Source organism: uncultured Desulfosarcina sp., assembly GCF_963664155.2.
Lineage (GTDB): Bacteria > Desulfobacterota > Desulfobacteria > Desulfobacterales > Desulfosarcinaceae > Desulfosarcina.
Genome location: NZ_CAXXXH010000002.1, coordinates 39,235 through 62,441, shown reverse-complemented (window position 1 = coordinate 62,441; position 23,207 = coordinate 39,235). Strand labels below are relative to the sequence as shown.

General features: G+C 58.1%; 19 protein-coding genes and 2 pseudogenes. 7 read left to right on the top strand and 14 right to left on the bottom strand.

Annotated features, from left to right (window positions below; genetic code table 11):
* Nucleotides 1–36: 36 nt before the first annotated feature.
* From ACHZBS_RS24485 to ACHZBS_RS24460, 6 genes are all read right to left on the bottom strand, one after another.
* Nucleotides 37–1,062: an SPFH domain-containing protein gene (locus ACHZBS_RS24485; protein ID WP_319409170.1), complete on the bottom strand. Its 1,026-nt coding sequence runs from the start codon at nucleotides 1,060–1,062 to the stop codon at nucleotides 37–39.
* Nucleotides 1,059–2,156, bottom strand: coding sequence for an SPFH domain-containing protein (locus ACHZBS_RS24480; RefSeq protein ID WP_319409169.1), 1,098 nt, complete (start codon nucleotides 2,154–2,156; stop codon nucleotides 1,059–1,061). Before ACHZBS_RS24480 ends, ACHZBS_RS24485 begins: the two co-directional genes overlap by 4 nt.
* Nucleotides 2,157–2,403: 247 nt before the next feature.
* A complete protein-coding gene (locus ACHZBS_RS24475; protein WP_319409168.1) occupies nucleotides 2,404–3,723 on the bottom strand; it encodes an L-serine ammonia-lyase, iron-sulfur-dependent, subunit alpha in 1,320 nt (439 codons plus the stop codon).
* A gap of 222 nt (nucleotides 3,724–3,945) precedes the next feature.
* Nucleotides 3,946–4,380: an iron-sulfur cluster assembly scaffold protein gene (locus tag ACHZBS_RS24470; RefSeq protein ID WP_319409167.1), complete on the bottom strand. Its 435-nt coding sequence runs from the start codon at nucleotides 4,378–4,380 to the stop codon at nucleotides 3,946–3,948.
* Between the two features lie 128 nt (nucleotides 4,381–4,508).
* A complete protein-coding gene (locus ACHZBS_RS24465) occupies nucleotides 4,509–5,882 on the bottom strand; it encodes a PilZ domain-containing protein (RefSeq protein ID WP_319409166.1) in 1,374 nt (457 codons plus the stop codon).
* 240 nt (nucleotides 5,883–6,122) lie between these two features.
* Nucleotides 6,123–6,482: a hypothetical protein gene (locus ACHZBS_RS24460; protein WP_319409165.1), complete on the bottom strand. Its 360-nt coding sequence runs from the start codon at nucleotides 6,480–6,482 to the stop codon at nucleotides 6,123–6,125.
* Nucleotides 6,483–6,636: 154 nt separating this feature from the next.
* Here ACHZBS_RS24460 and ACHZBS_RS24455 point away from each other — a divergent pair, with 154 nt between their 5' ends.
* Nucleotides 6,637–7,425, top strand: a complete 789-nt coding sequence (locus tag ACHZBS_RS24455) for a helix-turn-helix domain-containing protein (protein WP_319409164.1) — start codon at nucleotides 6,637–6,639, stop codon at nucleotides 7,423–7,425.
* 435 nt (nucleotides 7,426–7,860) lie between these two features.
* On the opposite strand, the gene ACHZBS_RS24450 is transcribed toward ACHZBS_RS24455, so the two are convergent.
* From ACHZBS_RS24450 to pylSc, 6 genes are read right to left on the bottom strand one after another with little or no spacing between them, the layout of a single operon-like run.
* Nucleotides 7,861–8,817 carry a uroporphyrinogen decarboxylase family protein gene (locus ACHZBS_RS24450; RefSeq protein ID WP_319409163.1) on the bottom strand — a complete coding sequence of 319 codons (957 nt, stop codon included), beginning with the start codon at nucleotides 8,815–8,817 and terminating at the stop codon, nucleotides 7,861–7,863.
* A gap of 30 nt (nucleotides 8,818–8,847) precedes the next feature.
* On the bottom strand, nucleotides 8,848–9,195 hold the full coding sequence (gene pylSn, locus ACHZBS_RS24445; protein WP_319409162.1) for a pyrrolysine--tRNA(Pyl) ligase small subunit: 348 nt from the start codon (nucleotides 9,193–9,195) through the stop codon (nucleotides 8,848–8,850).
* Nucleotides 9,192–10,082: a 3-methylornithyl-N6-L-lysine dehydrogenase PylD gene (gene pylD / locus ACHZBS_RS24440; RefSeq protein WP_319409161.1), complete on the bottom strand. Its 891-nt coding sequence runs from the start codon at nucleotides 10,080–10,082 to the stop codon at nucleotides 9,192–9,194. The genes pylSn and pylD overlap by 4 nt, the downstream gene beginning before the upstream one ends.
* Complete coding sequence (gene pylC / locus ACHZBS_RS24435) at nucleotides 10,079–11,242, bottom strand: 3-methylornithine--L-lysine ligase PylC (protein ID WP_319409160.1); 1,164 nt, start codon at nucleotides 11,240–11,242, stop codon at nucleotides 10,079–10,081. The genes pylD and pylC overlap by 4 nt, the downstream gene beginning before the upstream one ends.
* Entirely contained in the window at nucleotides 11,236–12,381 is a 1,146-nt protein-coding gene (pylB, locus tag ACHZBS_RS24430; protein WP_319409159.1) for a methylornithine synthase PylB, read from the bottom strand. The genes pylC and pylB overlap by 7 nt, the downstream gene beginning before the upstream one ends.
* Before the next feature lie 21 nt (nucleotides 12,382–12,402).
* Nucleotides 12,403–13,245 (bottom strand): pyrrolysine--tRNA(Pyl) ligase large subunit, encoded by an 843-nt coding sequence (pylSc, locus tag ACHZBS_RS24425; protein WP_319409158.1) that lies wholly within the window; start codon nucleotides 13,243–13,245, stop codon nucleotides 12,403–12,405.
* Between the two features lie 359 nt (nucleotides 13,246–13,604).
* Between pylSc and ACHZBS_RS24420 the strand changes: the two genes are divergently transcribed.
* From ACHZBS_RS24420 to ACHZBS_RS24395, 6 genes and pseudogenes are all read left to right on the top strand, one after another.
* A complete protein-coding gene (locus ACHZBS_RS24420) occupies nucleotides 13,605–15,029 on the top strand; it encodes a trimethylamine methyltransferase family protein (protein ID WP_319409157.1) in 1,425 nt (474 codons plus the stop codon).
* A gap of 23 nt (nucleotides 15,030–15,052) precedes the next feature.
* Nucleotides 15,053–16,405, top strand: coding sequence for a saccharopine dehydrogenase C-terminal domain-containing protein (locus ACHZBS_RS24415; RefSeq protein ID WP_319409156.1), 1,353 nt, complete (start codon nucleotides 15,053–15,055; stop codon nucleotides 16,403–16,405).
* A 6-nt stretch (nucleotides 16,406–16,411) separates the two neighbouring features.
* The gene (locus ACHZBS_RS24410) at nucleotides 16,412–17,725 is read left to right on the top strand and encodes a bifunctional lysine ketoglutarate reductase /saccharopine dehydrogenase family protein (protein WP_319409155.1); all 1,314 of its coding nucleotides are present in this window, start codon (nucleotides 16,412–16,414) and stop codon (nucleotides 17,723–17,725) included.
* Nucleotides 17,726–17,737: 12 nt separating this feature from the next.
* Nucleotides 17,738–19,222, top strand: a pseudogene (locus tag ACHZBS_RS24405) (trimethylamine methyltransferase family protein).
* Nucleotides 19,219–20,631, top strand: a pseudogene (gene mtbB, locus ACHZBS_RS24400) ([dimethylamine--corrinoid protein] Co-methyltransferase). The pseudogenes ACHZBS_RS24405 and mtbB overlap by 4 nt, the downstream one beginning before the upstream one ends.
* An 18-nt stretch (nucleotides 20,632–20,649) precedes the next feature.
* Complete coding sequence (locus ACHZBS_RS24395) at nucleotides 20,650–21,294, top strand: corrinoid protein (RefSeq protein ID WP_319409154.1); 645 nt, start codon at nucleotides 20,650–20,652, stop codon at nucleotides 21,292–21,294.
* A 90-nt stretch (nucleotides 21,295–21,384) separates the two neighbouring features.
* Here the strand turns inward: ACHZBS_RS24395 and ACHZBS_RS24390 are convergent, their stop codons facing one another.
* On the bottom strand, nucleotides 21,385–22,116 hold the full coding sequence (locus tag ACHZBS_RS24390; RefSeq protein WP_319409153.1) for an amino acid ABC transporter ATP-binding protein: 732 nt from the start codon (nucleotides 22,114–22,116) through the stop codon (nucleotides 21,385–21,387).
* Nucleotides 22,113–23,123 (bottom strand): ABC transporter permease subunit, encoded by a 1,011-nt coding sequence (locus ACHZBS_RS24385; protein WP_319409152.1) that lies wholly within the window; start codon nucleotides 23,121–23,123, stop codon nucleotides 22,113–22,115. The genes ACHZBS_RS24390 and ACHZBS_RS24385 overlap by 4 nt, the downstream gene beginning before the upstream one ends.
* Between the last annotated feature and the right edge of the window lie 84 nt (nucleotides 23,124–23,207).

The following is a 23,207-nucleotide window of genomic DNA, read 5'->3' as shown; positions in this document are numbered from 1 at the left end:
GCCTTGAACGTTAAGCTTTGAGCTTTGAGTTCATTACTATTTTTTGCCCGCTATCGACTTGACCCCCATGGTATTGATCAGCTGGTTGATGTCGGTGGTCTTCAGATTCATCCCGCCTTCGGAGACGGGCAGGAGCATGATCTTTTTATCCTGCAGGGCTTCGGCGATGCGCAGCTTCACCAGCGCCTCGCCGCCGGAACCGGCCAGGGCGTTGTTCATCTCCTGGATGCCCTTGGCCTCGGCAATCCCCTCGGCCTTGATGGCTTCGGCCAGCAGCTTCTGCTTCTCGAAATAAACGTCGGCTTCGATTTTGTTCTTGCGGAAGACGCCGTCGGCATCGGCAATCAGTTTGTTCACTTCCCCCTTGGCCTCCTCCAGCTTGCGTTTGTATTCCTCTAAAGCGGCGTGCTGGGCGGATTTATTCTTCTGCACCTGCTGGTCGGCCACCTTCTTGTCTTCGATGGCCTTCTGGTACTCCTTGTTGAAGCGGTAGTCCTTGGTGAGTACTTTTTCCACGACGATACCCATGGGGCCGAGCATATCCTGGAGCACCTCCTTGGCGCGCTGGGCCTGTTTTTCCCGGCTGTCGGCCACGTAGAACTCTTCGGTGGTCAGCTCCCCGAAAATGTCCCGGGGCTTGCTGCGCGCAATGGTGCGCACGATCTTGTCCCGCAGGGTGCGGTCGTTGTCGGCCACGGTCTGCAGGATAAAGGGGGCCTTTTCTGCATCGATGCGGTAGGCGATGATCACGTCCAGGCTGATGTCGTTGCCGTCGATGGTCTTAAAAAGCAGATCGTCGCGGCTGCGGCGGTCCCCGCGGGCCTGTTCGAAGACCATCTCCAGGTTCTGCAGCTTGGTGTCGAAGGTGTGCCAATCGTTGATAAAAGGCAGGAAAATGTAGGTGGATCCCGGCGCGTAAGCCTTGTCTTCAACGCCTTTGCCGGTAAGGGAGAATTTGCGGGTACGCACCCCCACTTCGGTCTCACCGGTGGTGCAGAAAACGCATCCGGTGGTGGTGAAGATCCAACAGACAGCGAGCATAATCCAGACGATCCGCTTCATTGGGCACCTCCTTTACGCACGTCGAAAAGCTTGAGCGCATTGTCCAGGTCCAGCGGGTTGACGCCGGCAACCCCGTCGCTGGGCAGCACGATAAGGTCCAGCCCCTTATAGACATCGGCCATCTTCAGCCCCACCATTCGCTCGGCACCCATTCCCTTTAGGGCGTCGTTCTTCAGGCGAACCTTTTCCGCCTCGGCCAGCTTGACCAGCAGGTCTGCCTCGGCATTTTTGGTTCTCACATAAAGATCCTTTTCGGCGATCTTGCGGGTTACGTAGGCCCGCCCCTGCTCCATTTCGACGTCCACGACGACGCGCCCCTCCTGAACGATCTTCTTCAGCTGGGCCTCCTCGGTGGCGGCCCGGGCCGCGGCCCGGTTGGTGAAGACCAACTGGTCCTGAAGCTTCTTCTCCTCGATATTTTTCTGGATCTCCGGGCTGTAGCGGAAATAGCGCACCAGCACGTGCTCCACCCGGATGCCTTTGGAATTTAGTTCGTCGTTGAGCAGATCCCGGGCTTCCTGGGCCTTTTTCACGCGCATGAAGCTGTTGTAGAAATCCTCAGTGGTCAGTTTGCCCAGCGTTTCTTTCAAGGCCGGCTCCGCTTTGGGGATGATTCCGTTGTCCTCGAACAGACTGCCGGGCCCGATCTTGGTGAAAACCAGGTAAGGATCCTCGATGCGATAGAGGATGGAGACATCCACGTCAACGAAGAACCCGTCGGAGGTCTGGATGTGAGCCACCCGGTCCTTGCGGGCCAGGTCGGCGGCCGTCTGCGGAGAGTCGGTCAATTCCAGGACCTGCACATCCCGCGGCAGGCGGTACATCTGCTGCATGCCGGGAATCACCAGGTTGAGACCGGCGGTATGCACCTCTTTCTGGACCCCGCGGTTCATCCCCAGACGCACCACCTTGATGCCGAACTCGTTGGGCTCGACATAGACGAACAGCAGGTTATAGGCAAACACCACGATGGCGGCGGCGACCAACAGAACCTTGAATTTGCCACCACCGGGAATCTTGAGCGTGGGGATGGTAATCCTCTTCTTTTTTACCATATTGAACAGTTCCGCCCCTTGCGAGGTCTGATCTGCCATAGGTATCCTCCTTTTATTGGACGTTCGATATTAAACAAGGGATCTTCTTCATCGTTTTCCGGGAAAGGGTTTCATCCGGCCAGGCCAAGGCCAGATCCCGTCACCGGGTTCCCCAGTGGCTGTCTGTCGCAGTTTCCGATAACCGGAAACACCGCCGATTGGGGTTCCAGGTGTCAGTTCAGAAAAACCGTCGGATTCATCATCCCGGGAAAAACCGCCTTTCAGGGGAAGTGCATGGTCCGGAGAATCAAACATCGGAGAACTGCTTCTCCAGCATTATGTTGAGGATGGTCCGATCGGTCTCGATCATTCCCTGGGTGGTCAGCGTGCCGATATTTTTCATTGTGTCTTCAGACGACCGACCGATAATACCGTCGGTGAAGCTGACATTGACCCCCTGAAGAGAGAACAATGCGGCCTGAACGGCCGTTCCGGCCGCGGTAGCCAGTTTCAGGGCGCATCCTCCCTTGGCTCCGTCGCAGATCACCCCGGCAAGATCTTCGGTAAGGTTTTTGATGGCTCCGGCAATGTGCAGCTTCGTGCCGCCCATCAGGTAGGTGACGCCGGCCGTCGCACCGGCGCCGGCGGCAACCGAGCAGCCGCAGATGGCGGACAGGCGGCCGGTGTAGGCTTTCACATAGGCAGTGATGATATGGCTCAGGCCGATGGCCTCCAGCAGGCTGCGATGGTCCACCGTGATGAATTTTTCGACGGCGACAATAGGCAGAATGGCCGTCAGGCCGTGGTTGCCCGATCCGGCGCTGCTCATGGCCGGCAGCTTGACGCCGGACATGCGCGCATCGGCAGCGGATGAGGCCAGAATCCGCGCCGCGGTAATCATATCCCGCTTCATCAGTCCCTGGCGAACCAGACGCTCCATGGTGCGTCCCACCCCCAGTCCGGAGCCATGCTTGAGTCCGTAGTTCGCCAGGCGCATGTTGACGTCGATACCGGATTCCAAAAACTGGAGATCCTCGTCATCCAGATCGTCCAGCAGTTCAAGAAGCTGGTCCAGGGAAAGATCCTTGAGCCAGGCTTCCAAGTCGGCCAGTCGGCGATTGCCATCACCGGATGCGCCTTTGGGCAGCAGCACATGGTCTTTTACGGTCCTGCCGTCCAACGACAGGGAAACAATGTTATCGTGCAGACCGGTGATGACGGATTCCGCCGTGTGCCCGTTGCTCCTGACGACGGTCTTGATGAGAAGGCCCACCTGATCTCTGAGCAGGTTCACCCTCACCTTCCCCGCTTTCACGATCTTTTGGGCGGCCGACACGGACGGACCATCCACCGAATCCAGCACTTCCAGTCTCAGGGCCGCATCGCCGCCAAGGGCCCCTAACGCCGATGCCATATCCAGCCCGCTGAGCCCGCCGGTACCGGGAATGGACACGGCCAGGCCATTTTTATAGATATTCGGATCCACCCAGATCTCGATTTCGTCGACCCGCTTTTCCGGCAGCAGCGACACGGCCGCAGCCGCACCCAGGGCAATGGCCACCGGCTCGGTGCAGCCCAATGCCGGTGCCACCTGAATTTTTAAGATATCCTTGACAGTATAGGTCATTTGGGTTCCTCGTCCACGATAGATAAGGGTATTCGGATTAGCGCCATTGGTGCCATCATATTTTTTTTTCCTTATTTTTTCAATCACTCCACAATCATGTCTCCCGAGCCACTGAATAGGAATCGCGTAAAACCAGAAACGCAGATTGCACCCCAACGTAAAAAGGCCGCAACCGGATCAATACCGGCGGCGGCCTTTCAAAAGCGTTGGAAGGACGAAGCGCTAAGCCGATTTTTGAAGACGGTGCGCGTCCAGTGCCTTGTGCAGCGTTTTTACGGCCAGTTGGATGCAATGGTGCTTTTTCACGGGGATCTCCTGCAGGATCTTGAACACGGTGCCGTCATCGATGGTTCGGGCATAATCCAGATCCTTGCCCTTGATCAGGTCAACTACCGCCATGGCGGCGGATATGGCTCCCGCACATCCCATGACCTGGTATTTTGCATCGCCCACCACCCCGTTGTCCATCTTGATGTAAATGCCCATGGTGTCACCGCAGGTGCCGGTCATCTCCGAGGTGATATCCGCATCGGGAATCTGGCCCATGTAAGGCTTGTTAATGTAGTAGTCGATGGCCGTTTTCGAATAGCCGGATGCGGTCAACATATCTTCGATGGCTTTGGTTTCAGCTGACGTTGCTGCCTGGATCTGCGTCATGTCCTGTTCCTTCAAAATCATGGTCGTGGTTGCTTTTGGAAAAAAAAGGAATAAACCTTTCTGTCACCGGTGTCAAGATGCGGCCATAAAATACGGGGGACAATGGATCCAGGCAGCAACGTCAACGGTTAAGCGCTCAGGCGAAGACGCTCCTGGTTCAGGATGTGGTCGCCGATGCGGGTCACCAACTTCAATCCAAGACCGGCGTCATCCTTCCGGACCACCTTGCCGGTGACCTGCACCGGAGCACGACCGGAAAATGCGATAACGCCCCGGACAAGGCGCGAACAGGCCACGGCCGCATCCGGCTTCAGACGCATTCCGGCGGTACTCAGGTCAATGATGGGTATTTCACGACCGTCAATGGAAAGCAGCGGGCACTGGCCAAGCGGGTAGATGACACGATGATGCCGCCGCCGCTCCCCGGTTCGCCCGGCAGCATCCGAAACAGGGGCACCGTTGGCATCTGCCGGCATCGAATTCTCTTTTCTGGCATTAAGGGCTGCCTCGATTTCCAGTAGATCGGACATGATCTGCTGGCGGGAGGTCGCATCCCCGCCGGCCGCCTGAGATGCTGAGAACCCTTTAGGGGACATCACGACCGGGGAATCGATACTTGCTTGAGGATCGCGCTTTCCAATCTCTCCGGCTGTGCCCTGGAACATCCGCATCCGACTGCGGGCCTCCACCAGAGTGTGGGTCAATGCTTTCAGCCGGGCCTTTTCCTTTTCCAGACGGTCTTCGGCACAAACCGCCTCGGCGGCGGCTGTCTCCTCTGATTTTTTGACACGGTTGGCCTGCTCCCGGGCATTTTCACCTTCAGCGGTGGCGTCACTGGCCGCCTGTCTGGCCGCGACAACCCGGTCCCGAGCCTTTTCCGCCACAGCGATGGCCTCCTGAATGGCCCGCTTGGCTTCGATCTCCAGCAGCAGCGCCCGGTTTTTTGCCGATTTGGCGGCAATGACGGCAGTCAGCCTTGCCTGTCTTGCCCGTTCATGCCGTCGATTGGCGGCCTCTGCCGCCGCCATTGCAGAATCCACCGCCTGTCGGGCAGCCGGCAGCGCCGATTCCGCCTGTTGCATTCGCCGGGAAGTGATCGAAATGGCATCTTCGACGGTTCGGGCATTCGCCACGGGCAAGGCTCCGATGTCGTCAAGGGACTCATCCGGATCCGCGTCGGCGGACACGTTGATGGTGAAGTGAAGATCCGTCGATCGGGGCCCATCAATAGAAGAAGATCGAGGCGGCACGGATGGTGCGTGTGGAGGATTCCGGTCAGACAGATACGCCACCGCTTTTTCATAGGCGCAGCTAAGCAGATCCATGTCCTCGTTCCGGTCTCCCCGGTCTCCGGCGTCGGCGTCCTGATGAAACAGGTCGATCATTTGGTGAAGATAGGAATATGCCTGGTTGGCGTCATCAATGGTGGCATCCGACGGCAGGTCCAGCAACTTTAGGCTCGCTTCCAGTCCCATGTCTTCCTTTCCCTTAAAAAACAGCATCGCACTCCCACGTGGGTCGAATCATCGGTTGAACGAATAATTGCATCGGAAACCAAAACTACAAGTTTCGTGCCACAGAAATGGATGGTCTGCGGGGAGGAAAAGACCGGTCTTTTCAGCTTAAAAACAAAGGTCGTCGGGATGACCGGACGCTGTCGGGTGTCAAACCGATGGCAACGGAGTCAAAAAACGGATCCGGCAATGTCACCATAACTGACGGCCGCCGTTTCGATAAAATGGTTAAGGAATACGTTCGTAGGATTCAACGGTGTTTTCGCCGGGAAAAGCCAGGGTCAGGCGCTCACCCGCCCGGATTACTCTGGCCTCGATGGTCTCGGTTTCGTCTCCGCCGTGCTGGATCTCAAATTGAATGCCGTTTGCCCCTACCAGCCGGTATTTTCCGGAAACGGGCATCCCTTGGTTGTCAACGGCCTGGAACCCTCCATCGGCAGCAAAATTTACGGTGGCGGCCCCCTCCACCGCTTTCCAGTTCCCAACGATGGTTGGCCCGGAAGCACAGCCATATGTGGCGAAGGATATCACGATCAAGGCAATTAAACGCCTGCACCGGGAAAGCATGTGACAAAGGTGGCTTTTCATTGTCTACCTCATTTTTGTCTGATCAAGGACAATTGATGCTAATTGGAAGCGTTCCGAAAATCAACTGAAAAGCGCCCTTTGTCAGCTTGACAAGAAACGTCAGGACTGTTAACCAAAAAAAGTTGTACGATTTGTGACAACAAAAGGGCCTATCATGCAAAAAACCTATAATCTGGTCAACATCGGTCTGTCTGACTACGCGATACACACCTACCTGTCACTACTTCAACACCATCCCGTCAACGGTTCTCAGTTGAGCAAGCAATCGGGAATCCCCCGCGCCAGAATTTACGACATCCTTCGCACGTTGAAAAAGCGCGGCTTTGTCGCGGAAGCCGGCAAGGGTGTATTCGTTCCATTACCGCCCGACGAACTGATCAAGCAATTGCGGCGAGACTATGAGGAAGACCTTGATCGTTTCGAAGATCTGGCCAGGGAGGCCCAGACGCCTGCCGACCACGACTATATATGGACCGTCACCGGGTACCAACGGGTCATGGACAAGGCCAGGGAGATGATTGATGCGGCCCATACGGAGATATACATCCGCCTTTTCCCGCAGGAAGCTGAAACGCTCATCCGTGCCTTGAAAAAAGCTGAGAAAAGAGCGGTGCAGGTAAAATGCATTTTCATGGAACCTTTTCCCAGGACCTTTGTCATTCAGGTGATTCACCCGCAGCATGAAGTGGTGGAACGCAATCTGGGAGGGCGCTCCTTTGACCTGGTGGTGGACAAGGAGGAGTTTATCGGCGGCATGTTCACTGCCGAAAATATAGAAGAGTGCCGCATCAACTGGGGCCGCAACCGGTGGTTCGTCACTGCCGGGCGGGACAGCCTGCGGCACGATTTTTTTCACTATTTTCTGTACAAGACCCACAACCTGGGCCAGCCGCTGGATGAAAAGGAAAAAAAAGTGTATGAGATCATCCAGAATGATATGTAGCCTTAAAATCGCCCGTAACCGGACATTGCTGCCGGGGATCATTGAAGCACGATACAGCCCTTCGACACAATTTGGATACACTATCGGTAAACGGGATGATCGATCATTAATTCCCCTATGAAGGGGGGGCACCGGTTCCTTAACAGACCGGGTGGTCATCATGGACGATGGGAACCGGGTCGAAGAGGGACCGCCGGAGGAGATATTCACCAATCCCAGGCGCAGCCGCAGCCGGCAATTTCTGGCACACATTCTCAAGTAGTCGTTTTCCGGAATCTCCTGAGGGGAAACGGACCCTGCCGGACATTCGATCCACTGCAGCACCGTCGGATTACAGCACTTTCCAGCGCCGGTCGTTTAACGGCATGACCACGCCGACGGCGGATAGGATGGTCAAACTGGCCAGGCGGGAAAAATACGGTCAAAGCAGCGATTTCAAGCCCGTTTACTTTGCGACACCCGTTCATACATATGGCAAACCCGCTCCGGTGACATTCCTGCGTGCAGTCCGCTGCAAGATCCCACTATCAGTCCTCCGCTGCCGCCGACCGCTGTAATCAGGTCGGTTAAGGTCCGGTCCAGCTTTTGATATCCCTTTTTGCCAACCACACAATTATCCGGGTCGCAAAGCAGCGACGGGTCAATGTTGCCCATCAGGCACAGACGGGTGCCATAAGATCTTCTGATAGTGACGATATCCATGCCGGCTGCCGGTTCGATGCACTGCAGCCCGTCGAAGCCCGCGTCGACGATGATAGGGAGAAAACTGTTGAGGTTGCCGTCTGAATGGAAAAACACCGGTATGTCATGGGCCTTGACGGCCATCACCTGTTGGCGCCAGAGTGGCAGAAGATAACGCTTCCCAAAGGCCGGGGAAATGTAAGTGCTTCGCTGATAGGCGATATCGTCGGCGATGATGATGCCGTGGGCGCCGTGGTTGAGTCCCTGTTCGATAAGCAGGGTCACCGCTACGGACGATCGCTCCATTTCTCCGACGACGTCGTCCGGTCTCCGGGCGATAGCCTTCATGAGTGCCATGAAGTCATGGCGGTGCAGGGTCCGCTGGAAGGCACCGTCCACGACCCAGAAGACAAACAGTCCTTCGCCGGCGGCCCGCGAGATGTCACTCAGACGTGTGGATGAATCCGGCCCACCGCTTTCTGCAGGATCCGATTGAAGACAGACCAGGTCATGGCGAAGAAGACGGCTGCATTCGATCAGCATCTGCATGTGGTCCATCTTCTCTATATTGCGTACGCCTTTCCAGGACAGCAGCGCTTCCATGAACCGACGGTCCATGGTCAGTTCCCCGGCGGGGATACCGGTTCCGGGCTGGTGGCGGATGGCGTTTCTTACCCGCTGGCGGCTTGAGGCTGATTGCCGGATGCTCATCTTTCGTGTCCCGTCCGCTCCAATCGGACTTCAGTCGTCAGACATCAGCAGTGAGCCGTGATGCCGCCGAAAATGCGTGGAGGCGTATTTTTCCAGCTTCCACTCGGGTACGCCGCAGGCCGGGCAGACCCCTTTGAACCATTTGTTGCGCAGCCATCGCGCGGCCCGACTGTTCCTGGAGTTGTTCACCATGAAGGTTTTGTTGCAGTGGGTGGTGATCCGGGCCTGGTCGCCCATGGCTTCGATTGTCTTGATGCCGTGCAACAGTCCTTTGCGCGACGGCCAGATCTTGATTTTGTCGATGAGCCGGAACAGGTCCACCCGTTTGCGATAAAATCGTCGTCTGGCCGGCTTGATTTTGGATGCACCGTCGCTCATGCGGATTTTCCATCCGGGTCCGTCGGGCGAACGGAAAAGGGTTTTCCACAAATGATGCGCATCGCTTCGCAGGCCATGGCGGCAACGCCGATTTGCAGCGGATCGTGCAGAATTCTGCCGGCCAGTTTTTCCCGGGCATTTAGGGTAACGCCGCAGGGCATCCCCGGAGCGGCGACACGGGTGTCGGCAGTGACGTGCCGCGCATGAATCACATCCGCCGCGTTGGTGGCGTCTACAACGAGATCATGGGTCGACAGCGCCTGTTCCAAATCCGGGCCCGCCTGAACGTCCGTGTGGAACTTACTTCTGGCCCATCGGGACAGGTCCCCGGCCTTTTCCGCCACACGATCAACCACGCAGACCCTTGCCTTGCGCATCAACAATGCCTCAACCGCCCAACGCCCCACGGGTCCGCATCCGAGCACCACCACGCCTTTGCCGTCCAGTCCACCGGCCATGAGATCGAGGCCCGCGACAAACCCCCCTGCCGTGGCGCGGGAATTGTCCACGGTTTTTCCCTGGCGGGGGCAAAAGGCCACGAAGCGTTCGTCATCGGCAGCCATGATCGCCTGAGCTCCCATGTCCATGGAATCGGCAAAGCCGGCCACATCCGAACACCCGGCAATCGTTGCATCGAAGCCCAAATGCAAGAGGATGCCGCAAACCGTCTCTGCAAAGCCGGAAATGACGCCAAGACCGCTGCGAATGGGCACCACGGCCATTTTTATCCCCGGGGCGAGGCGTTGAAGACGGCCCTCATCCTCACGGCCCGACGCCCAGGCGCCGATTCCCAGCAGGGTCCGCCCGGTGACCGAGACCAGTTGTCGATCGTACTGGACCAGCCGTGCGCGGATGCCTTGGATGTCGTCGGTGGTCAGCCGGGTCATGCTGTGTCTCCCGGACCGCGGTCTACGATTTTCTCAAGGTTGAAGCGGCGCTGGATCGAAGCCAGCAGCCGGTTGCGTTTTTCCGCGGCGCGCTGTCGGGTTTCACCGGTGACGATCAGTGTGGCCACCCACGCGGATGCCCCGTCCCGGTAACTGGTGATGGCCTCATCGGCACCGAAGAATCCGGGCACCCGGTCCAGGGGCCCCGCACCGGCCATGATATGCTCACCTTCGACGATGACCGCCTGCGGCGTGACACGGATATGTTCGAGAATTGAACCCCGGACGGTCGTGTCCGGCCGTCGGGGTTTCGGTTTCCCCGACAGAAACAAATCGGCCAGCATTTCGATCATGTTGCATCCCGTGGATGCATATACGCAAAGGGGGGTCTGGCTGGGAAACCGGGCGTCGATCTCCAGCACCTTGAAGCGCCCCTCGTGAAGAATCACCTCCACATCCATCAATCCCTTGAGGCGGATGGCTTCGGCTATTTTTTCGGACATGTTCTCGATTTCACTAATCTGGCCGGCGGTCAACCGGCACGGTGCAGCTACCGCCTTGCAGTCATATACGGCGTCCATGAACAGCTCGGTCACCTGAATCGGCGCATAGTCGCCAGGGCGGCCAATCAGCTCCAGGGAAAAGGATGGTCCGTCGAGATACTGCTGGAACACCCATCCCTTTTCCGGGAACCCCTGCGGGAACAGTGCGTCGGCATCGCTTTGGCATTTCAGGATCGCCACCCCGTCGCTGCCGCTGGCGCAGCTGGGTTTGGCCACCACCGGGAATCCGCACCGGGGCCACGGTTCGGGAGCGGGAATCCCCAGGGACGCAAACAGCCGGTCCGAGTCGATTTTGGAACTGGAAAGGGCGTAGGCTTCGGAATCGAAGGCAAGCGGAACCCGCCGGTCCCGGCACCAGCCAACCAACCCATCCAGGGCCGCCTGATCTTCAAGGGCGGGAACCACCAGGTCCACGGTTTTCAGTGCGACGTCCAAAGCGGACGCCTGTCTGACATCCAGTTGGAGGAACCGGTCGCAAAGCCGCTGGGCGGGAACATCGGTTTTGCGGTCGACCAGCAGGGTCCGCCAGCCGGCATGGCGGGCCAGGCAGGCCAGTTCCACTCCCTGGAGCCTGCCGCCGACGATGGCTGCTAACATGCCGTTGCCATTCGGCGATCAGGAAGGCAGGCGGTTCGTTTTCGTTCAACGATCCAGTTCCGGTACTGATCGTCAGTTGCCGGTTGGAGACCGCAGGTGCGAAGGGTCGGTGCAATGCCTTCCACGGTGCGCCGGCCGTCTTCGATGTCCAGGGCGCTCCGGGCCACACCGGCCAACCCCCGGCCCGGTGGAACCAGCGACGTCACCACATTGGCACCGGCATCCAGCCGCTGTTTCAGGCCGGCCAGGCCGTCCACATCCAGTGAGGCCGGGATGAGCCGATCGGGAAAGACGATGCGCATCAGGGCAATGGCGATCAATTCCCGCAGGGAGGAGGAAGGCGGCTGGTCATGCATGGGGGTTCCGGCCTGGGGAACGAAAGTCATCGCCCGAACCTGATCGGCGCCCAGGCGGGACATGGCATCGAAGGAATGGACCAGGTCACGCGATGTTTCACCCACGCCGCAAAGCAGACCCTCTTCCACGAGCATGCCTCTGGCTTTGGCGGCCACCTTGCTCCGGCAGCGGGCCTCGAAGCTCTGGCCCACCCGAAGCTGATCGAACAGCTGCCGGTTGTGAGTCTCCTGGTAGCAGGCATACCAATCGGCGCCGGCTGCGGCCAGTCTGTCGAGAATCGTATCCGGAACCACGCCGACGGAGGCCATCACCGGCAGGCCGGTTTCCGCCCTGATGGATTGTACGATGCCGATCACCGGGTCAAAGCCGTTTTCGTCATCCGTGAAAAAACGGGGATCTTCACCGGCGGTCAGGTCGATGAGATGGACACCCGACCGAGCCAGCAGTCGGGACGATTCTAAAATCTCGGCCCGGGTCTTGCGGTATCGGATCGCCCGGGTGTTGGTCCTGCGGTAAAAACAGAAGCTGCATCGATTGCGGCAATGGGTGCTGATGTATAAAAACCCATAAAGAAAAACGAAATTGCCGAAATGGCGGTCGCGCTGCCGTCTGGCAGCGGCAAACAGCTTTTCCAACAGGGCCGGGGCCGGGGAATCCAGCAGGCGGATCATCGCTGCCGGGGAAATACCGGAGTTGTCCGCCGCTTTTTCTACGATAGCCTCCAGATCGTCACTCCCCTGACAATACGCGGGAATGACGGTGGCCGAACGATCTTTGTTCACGATGATCTGACCTTTTCTTTTTCAGATGTTCAGGCGGATGCCGTCCAGGTAGGAGATGCTCCGGCCGAAACGGGACAGGGTGGAGCCTCCTGCGGCAGTCATAAGCAGACGCTCCAGTCCGAAACCGATGCCCACCCAGGTATCGGTAATGCGCCAGGCCCGGTCAAGGGGATGGGGACCCATGGCGCCGGAACCAAGCTCAAGCCCGTCTTCGTCGGAAACTACGTCCAGGGTGGAACCGTATACCGCCGATGTTTCCGTTTCCAATCGATAGCCGTCGATCCCGGCGCTTTCCATGACCAGGGCGGCAAACGATTCCAGCCGCTGTTGGCGCTCGGTTTCGGGCAATCCGAACTCGCACAGGTTCAGCATGGTAAACTCGGCGGCATGTCTGGCACCTTCCGTCTCTTTACGAAAGCAGGTACCCACTTCAAATATCCGAACCGGCTTTTCCCATAACCGCAGCAGATCCTTGATCACATAGTAAAGGTGGGGCGCCAGCATGGGACGCAGGCATTTTTCCTTGTCCACCCAATAGATCTGTTGAAACAGGGGGTGTTCGGCCGTGATGGCCATCCTGCCCAGCAACCCCCGGGACATCAGCATCGGCGTGGATACCTGAACAAATCCGTGAGACACCAGCATTTCCACCAATACGTCTTCAAGCCGGCACAACCGGGGGCGTCGACAGCCGCTGCGCAGAGCGTCAAGCTGGCGGCGATGGGATGCGACGAGCCCTTTTTCCAGGGTCTGGAATGCCCGGTTACGCCGATCCGTATCGTCGAACGCCCGGTCAAGGGTATTGGCGTCGGCATCCAGTTCCACCAACCGCTTGCGTTGGATATCCGTCCAGTAAATGCTCATGGCTCGTCACTGCTTTTTGGGGTCGATGCACCGAATTACACCGGTCGTTTAAAAGGGTGTTGAAATGGCGGGGAGTCCCGGTGTTGCACCGAGCTACGTAGATTTAGAGTCCACGCGATCACCTGTCGATCCACCCCCCGCAAACTCGGCTACCGTTTCACACCTCGCGACCTTTTTCAACCCGGATGTGGCGATCTCATCGCTAAAATGCCCTTGACACCATTCCGACCGCTTGGTAAAAGTTGTCCTGTTTATGACAACAAATTGTCGGCCATTATAAATCTGTCTATTCAAAAATCAATTCTTTTTTATTCCTGTCTGCCGAATCGAGATAAGCAGGACCAAAAAGGAGATCCGATATGGGGGCCGTCAGTCCCTCCATCAACTGCCTGACCCGGGACCAGTGCACTCGCGTACACGACTATTCGCTGAAAATCCTATCCGACGTCGGCGTCCGCGTGGATTCGAATGCAGCCAGAACCCTGTTTGCACAAGGGGACTGCCGGGTGCTGCCGGATAATCGGGTCCTCATTCCCCCCGAACGGGTGCAATGGGCCATCCAAAACGCCCCCGACAGCGTCAATATCTATGATCGCAGCGGCAATCCGGCATTCACCGTCGGCCAGCACCCCCAAAGCCAAACCCGATTCGGCATCGGCGTCACCAACCTTCACTATCAGGATCCGGCAACCGATTGCATTGCGCCCTTTTCAATTGCCCATGCGGCTACGGCCGCACGGCTGGCGCAACGGTTGAACCAGTTCGATATGCTGTCCACCCCGGGCATTGCCCAGGACATCTCCCAGCAGACCGCCGACCTGCATACCACATTGGCGATGGCGGCCAACACCACCAAACCGCTGGTGGTCCTCGTATCGGAACACAGCCGTTTCGGTCCTGTGCTGGATCTGATTGAACACATCAACGGACGCCTGACTGAGCGGCCCTCTGCCATCCCCTACGTCAATCCCATTTCGCCGCTGGTCCTCAACAACGAAACGGCTGAAAAAATGATGATGGCCATCGACCGGGGACTGCCATTTATCTTCAACAATTACGGCATGTCCGGGGCCACGACGCCGATCACCCCGGGAGGCACGCTGGCCCTGCTCAATGCGGAGCTGCTGGCGGGCCTGGTATTCGCCCAACTGGTCAAACCGGGGTCCCCCGTCATCCTGGGAAGCCTGCCGGCGGGATTCGACATGAAAAGCATGATGAGCCTGTATACCCCGCATACCATGCTGTTGAACCTGGCCTGCGCGGAAATGATGGCTCATTACGGCCTGCCCCATTCGGGGACCTCGGGCAGCGGGCCTGGCTGGGGCCCGGATCTGCTGGCATCGGGCGGGTTCTGGATGAATCATTTCTCAAGCCTTCTGGGCAAAGTGGGGCTGGCCCCTTTCGTCGGCGGCAATTTCGATTCTTTGGTCTTTTCGCCGGCGGCCGTGGTCTATGCCGACGAGGTGATCCGACTGTCTCGGATGTTTGCCGTCGGGTTTGAACTGGATGACGCCGCCGTGGCCCACGATGAAATCCGTTCCACCGGCCCCGGCGGCAGTTTCCTCATGTCCGGACTCACCTGCCGGTTATTTCGGCAGATGCCCTACGAAAGCCCCATCTGGCCGTCCATGACCTTGGATCAATGGCTGGCGAAGGGCTCGACCACTGCGGATGGGGCCCTGAGAGAACACGTTCTGCAGATAATCGACGGTCTTGAACCGCCGGGGGACCACGATGAACTGATGGATCGTGGCCGCCGTTTTATCGATACGATGGGTAAATAGAGCATACCTTTATGGGAGGCGTCATGAAGCAGTTGTTGATATTGGGTGCCGGCCTGGTGGCTCGGCCGGCGGTCCGCTACCTGCTTGAAAAAGGCGGACTTCAGGTAGTTCTGGCCGATCAGCAGGTGGACAAGGCCGAAGCCATCATCGCGGGGCACCCCAACGGCAGGGCCGTCCGCATGGACGCAAAAGACGAAACCCTGCTGGCGCGCCAGATCGCGCAATCCGACGTTGTGGTCAGCCTGCTGCCGTGGACCCTGCATCCGGTCATTGCCCGCCTGTGCCTGACCCACGGCAAACACATGATCACCGCATCCTATGTCAAGGACGAGATGCAGGCCCTGGATACCCCGGCCAGGGAAAAGGGCCTGATCTTTCTCAACGAAGTGGGCGTGGACCCGGGCCTGGACCACATGTCGGCCATGCAGGTTATCGACGCGGTTCGACGCGACGGGGGGCGCATCGACAGCTTCTTCTCATACTGCGGCGGTCTTCCGGCCCTGGAGAGCAACAACAACCCTCTTGGGTATAAGTTCTCCTGGAGCCCCGAAGGCGCCATGCTGGCGGCAACCAACGATGGACGGTACAAGGAGCACGGCAAGGTGATTGAAGTGCCCGGGGACCAGCTGTTCAAACACTACTGGCTGAAAAGCGTTCCCGGTGCCGGCGTCTTTGAAGCCTACGTCAACCGCGACGCCCTGCCCTACCTGAACATTTACGGCATCGATGATGCCGCCGGCATGTATCGCGGCACCCTGCGCAACATCGGCTACTGCGAAACCTGGGATTTCATCAAGCAGTTGGGGCTGCTCAACCGAAAGATGATGTTCAATTTCGATGAAGTCACCCCCCGCGAGGTGTTGGCCAACATCGTCAACTGCCCTGGAAAGGATCTGCGTACGGGTATTTCCAAATACCTCAAAATTCCGGAATACTCCCTGACCCTCAAAAAGCTGGAATGGCTGGGACTGCTCTCCGACCGCAAGCTGAAAATCGGCACGGCCTCGGTCTTCGATATGTTCGCCCATACGCTCAAAAACCGCCTGGTGTATGATGAAGGCGAAATGGATCTGCTGGTAATGCACCACGAATTCGAAGCCATCTATCCCGACCAGCCCCGCCAGCGCATCCAGTCCACCCTTATCGACTGCGGCATTCCCGGAGGGGACAGTTCCATGTCCCGAACGGTGGGATACCCGGTGGGTATCGCCGCCGGCCTGGTGGCTGAAGGTAAAATCGCCCAAACCGGCGTATTGAGGCCGGTTCACCCGGAGATCTATGAACCCATCCTGGCGGAATGCCGTCGCCTGGGTATCTGTTTCAAGGAACGGCGATCCGACCTGGATGCCGACGAACGCAGCTATTGGGGGGATTGAAAAAAAATGAAACGACTGTTGATTCGTGCCGAAGACAAAAACCGCTGGGAGCGCCGTTCACCGGTCGTTCCGGCAGACCTGGCAGCCATCCTGCGCGAGACCGGCGCCCAGGCCTTTGTGGAAAAATCGGGCAAACGGTTTTTCAGTGAAGACCAATACGAGGCAGCCGGAGCCGTGGGCTGCGAGGGAATGGCCGAGGGGGAAATTATTCTCGGCGTGAAAGAGATTCCCATCGAAAAGCTCCTGGAGGGCAAGACCTATCTCTTTTTCTCCCATACCATCAAGGGGCAGGCAGGCAACATGCCCCTGCTGCAAAAGATTATTGACAGCGGGTCCACCCTCATCGACTATGAAAAAATCACCGATGAAAACGGCCGCCGCCTGATCTATTTCGGCCCCTATGCCGGGGATGCCGGGGCCATCGACATTCTCTCGCTCATGGGCGAACACTGGGCCGATAAGGGCATCGACACCCCTTTGGCTCAGGTCAGGCGGGCGCACCAATACGACTCGGTGAAAGCAGCCAGAGCACACCTCACCGAGATCGGTCATGAAATACGACGGGAAGGCTTTCCCCCGGAATTGAGCCCTTTCACCGTCGGCATCCTGGGCTACGGCAATGTTTCCGGTGGCGCCCAGCAGATCTTCGACTGCCTGCCGACCGAACGTATTGCAGCCGACGAAATCAATGCCTTTGTGAGCGATGGCCGAGGTGACCGCCACACCGTCTATGTGACGGTTTTTAAAGAGCGGGACCTGGTCAAGCCCATCGCCGCGGAGGCAGCCTTCGACCTGCAGGACTATTTCGATCACCCGGAACGCTACGAAAGCCGGTTCGAGAGCTTCCTGCCCAGCTTCACGCTGCTGGTCAACGCGGTATACTGGGAGAAGCGCTATCCCCGATTCGTCACCTGGGCAGGGTTGAAGCGCCTGGCCGAAACCGTATCGACGATCAAGCTCAGCGGTATTGCCGACATCACCTGCGACACCCATGGGTCAATCGAATGCAATGTCAAGTCAACCGACAGCGACATGCCGGCCTATCGGGTGGACCCGGTCGCGGGAACGACCCACGACGGCCACCTGGGAGACGGGATCGTGCTGCTGGCCGTGGACAATCTGCCCTGTGAACTGCCCAACGATTCCTCATCGTTTTTCAGCAACCAACTCAAGCCGTTCGTACCCGGTCTGTTAAAGGCCGATTATGCCAGTAGCCTTGAAGCGTCAGGCCTGCCCCCTGAGATAAAAAGAGCCGTAATTGTCTACAACGGACGGCTGACCCGGGCGTACGAGTATCTGAACGCATTTCTAAAAAAATAAGGGAATCTGCCTATGAAACGAAACCTACACGCAGGCAAGCAGCGCAACGGGGGGTTGAGCCTCAACATCCTCACCGAGGATGAGCTCGACGAGATTCATCTCGGGACCCTCGAGCTGCTTGAGACAACAGGCATCTATGTTGAAGACGGAACCGCCCTGGATCGCTTCGAAGCGGGCGGCGCCCGGGTGGATCGGGATAGCCGGGTCGTGCGGATCCCGCCCTATCTGATCGAGGACGCCATCCGGTCGGCGCCGGCCAAGGTCATCCTGGCCGGTCAGGATCCCCGCCACGACATCGTGCTGGAAAGCAACCGGGTACACTTTACCAACTTCAGCGAAGGGGTAAAGATCAATGACCCCCATACCGGCGAGAACCGCACACCGGTGAAGCAGGACCTGATCGACACTGCCCGGGTGATCGACTACCTTGACGAGGTGGATTTTTGCGAAAAGGCCCTGGGCGCCCACGACGTCAACCAGGATGTCGTGCCCCTGCACAACGCCGAAGCCTACCTGACCCACACGACGAAACACTGCGCCTTCGGTCCGGGAAACGGCCGGCTGTTGAACAAAATTCTGGAGATGGCCGCAGCTATCGTCGGCGGTGTCAAGCGGTTGAAGGAACGGCCCATCGTTTCGTTCACCACCTGCCCGGTCAGCCCGTTGAAACTGATCACGGACTGTTGCGAAATCATCATGGAATCGGCCCGCAACAACGTGGTGTGCAACATTCTCTCCATGGCCATGTCCGGCGGCACCGCACCGGTGACCCTGGCAGGCACCCTGGTGACCCACAATGCGGAAATCCTGAGCGGAATCACCCTGAGCCAGCTGACCCGCAAGGGGGCGCCGGTCGTCTACGGCAGTTCGACCACTGCCATGGACCTGAAAATTGCTGCAGCCACGGTGGGAACGCCGGAGTGTGCGCTGATCAGCGGGGCCGTGGCGCGCCTGGCGCGCTATTATGCCCTGCCGAGCTATGTCGCCGGTGGTTAGGGCGATTCAAAAATATCCGACACCCAGACAGGCCACGAAAAGACCCTCACCGGACTGTTGCCCGCATTGGCAGGTGCCAATATGATCTACGGTCTGGGAATGCTTGAAAGCGGCATCACTTTCGATTACGGCCAACTGGTGTTAGACTGCGAAATTGCCCGAATGATCAAATTTACGGTTCAGGGAATCCCGGTGAATGACGAAACACTCGCCGTAGACGCGATCAAGGAGATCGGTCCGGGCCGTGATTTTCTCATGCACCCGACGACCTTCAAAGGGATGCGAAATCAATCCAAGCCGGAAATTATCGACCGCAAGATGAGAGGGGTGTGGGAGGCCGCCGGTGCCACCACCGCCTATGAACGGGCCATGGTAAAGGCCCGTTGGATCCTTGACAACCATCACCCCGAACCGCTGTCGGATGAGGTTCTTGCCAGAATCAGGGGCATCGTCGAACAGGCCGAGGCGGAACTGGGCATCCAACCAGGAGAGAAAAAATGAGCAATGACATCGTAACCCGAATGGGTGACGGCGAACGGGTGTCGCTGTCGGCCGAAGAGATCTACGAGGACATCCAGGCCGGCACCGCCGATGCGGCCCAGCGCGGCGGCATCCCCGAGTTGACGGCCCAGGAACAGGAGCAGCTCTTCGACATCATCGCCGATCCCTCGCGCATCGTCAGCGTCAAACCCGGAGAGGAGGTTATCGTCACCGATGACGGCTGCACGATGAGTTTTTACTCCGGCCAGGACGGCGGCGGAGTCGGAGCACCGCTGAGCCGGATGCAGGCGGTACTGACCTACGAGCGGGCCTGCGGGGCGGACACCACCTCGCTCGGCCACAGCGATTACAGCTACAAGCCCGTCAAGCCGATTATCAACTTCGAGGCCAACGACTACTACAACATCTCCATGATGACCACGGCCCCCTTCTTCTACGGGGCTCAGCCTAACCTGGGGCTTTACTTCCAGCCCGACGGCCCCTGCCCCAATGCCGCCGAACTGATGCCCATGGGAAAGATCGACGAAGCCCGCCGGGCCCAGGAGGAAGCTGCCGTCCATCTGACCAAGGATCTGGTGTTCGTGGGCAGCCGCCTGGCCGACGTGGGGCTCGAGGGTCTGAACTTCGACACCAGCGGATCGGCCGGCGACGCGGATTTTATGGCCGCCCTCCAGGCGGTGGCCGAGCTGAAGCGCCGGGTGCCGGATCTGCCCATCCTCATGGGCGCATCCGGAGAATTCATTCTCGGCATGCACGGCGAGGTTAAGTACGCGGGCACACGTCTGGCCGGGCTCTATCCCCAGGACCAGGTCAGGATCATCGAAACGGCAGGCGCCGACATTGCCGGCGTGGCCATCAACACCGCCACCACCGAATCACTGCCGTACAACCTGTCCCGGGCGGTCACCTTTGTCAAGGCCGCCTCCGAGGCTTCGAATATCCCCGTTCACGCCAATGTCGGTATGGGGGTATGCGGGATTCCCATGATGGAACAGCCGCCCATCGATTCGGTGACCCGGGTGTCCAAGGCCCTGGTGCAGCTCGGTAAAGCCGACGGATTGTAGATTGGCGTCGGCGATCCCATGGGAATGCATATCGCCCATATCATGGCCTCATGCATGGGGGGCATTCGGACTTCCGGAGACCTGGTGGCCTGGATGCAGATGACCCGAAAAATGAGAATTCATGAAGCCAAGGCATATGTGGCGGAAAAATTAGGTGTGGGCATCAACGACCTGACGGATGAAGAGATCATGCGCGACATCAGGAAGGACCTGGGAATCGGCACGGTCACATCCATTGCGGGCGGCCCCAAGGGTATACGGGCAAAATGCAGGATTGCCGACCTGCTCGGCATCAATATCCGCTCCGTGGCGCTGTTCAAGTCCCAGATGGGTTTTCCCGGGTAGCTGAAAAGGAGAAGTTTAATGAGTAACGATATATTTGCAAGCGCCGCCGACGCCATCCTGAAAGGCGATTCCGACAAAGCGGTGGAGGCGGCCCAAAAAGGCCTGGGAGAAGGAATCGACCCCGTAATCCTGATCAACGAAGGATTCATTCCGGGGATCAACACGGTCGGAGACCTTTTCGGCTCCGGCCGGCTGTTTCTGCCGGAACTGATCCTGTCGGCCAACGCCATGCAGAATGCCACCGACGTAATCAACGCGGCAATCCCCGATGGTCAGGGACAATCCCGGGGACGGTTCATTATCGGAACGGTGGAAGGGGATGTCCATGACATCGGCAAGACCATCGTGGTTTCCCTGCTCAAAGCCAACGGGTTTGAGGTGATGGACCTGGGTCGGGATGTGTCCACAGATCGGTTTATCGAAGAAGCGGATAAGTTCAACGCCGATATTATCGGCACCAGCGCCCTCTTGACCACCACCATGGAAGGACAGCGCCGGCTGGAAGTTGAATTGAAAAAAGCCGGCCTCAAGGAGCGATTCAAGACCATGGTGGGAGGCGCCCCGGTGACCCAGCGGTGGGCCAAGCGCATCGGCGCCGATGCCTTTGCGGAAAATGCATCGGCTGCGGTGAAATTGGCCAAGGCACTGCTTGAGCCCGCGTGATCCGTTCAAATGGACGATAAAAGGCCCGGATACAATGATATATCCGGGCCTTTTATATTTTGAATGGGAAAGGCCGCCGGTGGCGACCGCTTAAAGGATCTGGCTGAGAAACAGTTTGGTTCGGTCGTGGGTGGGGTTGACGAAGAAATGCTCCGGGGTCCCTTCCTCCACAATAGCGCCGGCATCCATGAAAATCACCCGGTCGGCCACTTCGCGGGCAAAACCCATCTCATGGGTCACCACCACCATGGTCATACCCTCTTTGGCAAGGGTCTTCATCACGTCGAGCACTTCACCGATCATCTCCGGATCCAGCGCCGACGTGGGTTCATCGAACAGCATCACCTTCGGGTCCATGGCCAGGGCCCGGGCGATGGCCACCCGCTGCTGCTGTCCGCCGGAGAGCTGGTCCGGATAGACATCTTTCTTGTCCACGATACCCACCTTTTCCAGCAGGGCCATGGCTTTTTTCTCGCTGTCGTTTCCCGACCGCTTGCGCACCACTTTCTGGGCCAGGGTCACATTTTCCAGCACCGTCTTGTGGGGAAACAGGTTGAAGGACTGGAAGACCATCCCCACCTCGGCCCGGACCTTGTTGATGTCGGTCTTCTGGGCCAGGATGTCGATGCCGTCGATGAAGATATGCCCGTTGGTGGCATGCTCCAGGCGGTTGAGGCACCTTAAAAAGGTGCTCTTGCCGGACCCAGAAGGGCCGATCACCACCACCACCTCGCCGGCCTTGATATCGGCCGTCACATCCACCAGTGCATGGATCTCATGGGGCACATAAAACGTTTTATATACATTCTTTGCCTGTATCACGATGTCGCCATCCTCCTCTCAAGATGTTGCACGTACATGGAAAGGGTAAAGGTGAGCACCAGGTAGAGCAGCCCGAGGAGAATATAGACCTCGAATGGCTGCAGCGTTGCCGTAACCGCCTCCCGGGCCGCTTTGGTGAGTTCGCGGATGGCGATGATACCCAGCAGGGAGGAATCCTTGATCAGGCTGATGAACTGGCCGGCCAAAGGGGGCAGAATCCGGCGCAGGGCCTGGGGGAGAATAATGTAGCGCATGGACTGGGCATAACTCATGCCTAATGAGCGGGCCGCTTCGGTCTGCCCGCGGTGAATCGACTGGATGCCGGCCCGGACGATCTCCGACACGTAGGCGCCGGCAAAACAGGCCAATGAGGCGACGCCGTACCAGAACGCCGGGATCTGCCCGAATCCGTATGCGTAGAGCAGGTCGTTGATCAGCGTTCCCAGAACGAAATACCAGATCAGGATCTGTACCATCAACGGTGAGCCGCGTATCAGTTCCACATAGACGATGGATGTCCAGCGCATGGCCGGGTTGTCGGAAATGCGCATCAATCCGCTGATGATGCCGATGATCACACCGAATATCGTGGACATCACGCTGATCTTGAGAGTGATCCACAAACCGATGACCAACAGTCCGGGTTTCCACTTCTTATAGCTGGACAGGAGATCACCGGTCGATATGTACTCCCCTTCATCAACCCGCACGCTCTTGGCGGGTACCGTGTAGCTTTCCTCTTCATCAATGCTTTTCACCGTGATGGTCGCCCTGTCACCCTCCGTGCGGATGGATGACACATCACCGGCAATGGCGGAGGTCACTTCGATGTCGTCCTGATAGGCAAAATAGATCGGTGTCCGGTTCCATCGCCAGTTATATTTGATCTTCTGGCTCGCATAGTAGAACAAGCCCAGAAATACCAATACACCGAGGCAGAAAATAATGACCCACTTGGTGTAATCGGCGCGTCGTCCGGTTATCCGTTGACTGTTTTCATCGCTCATGATCGCATCTTCTTCCTGCTAGGGTAAAAGCGTGAGGGCAATGGTTCAAGAATTCCGGCATCATGATGACACAGGCCGGCCGAA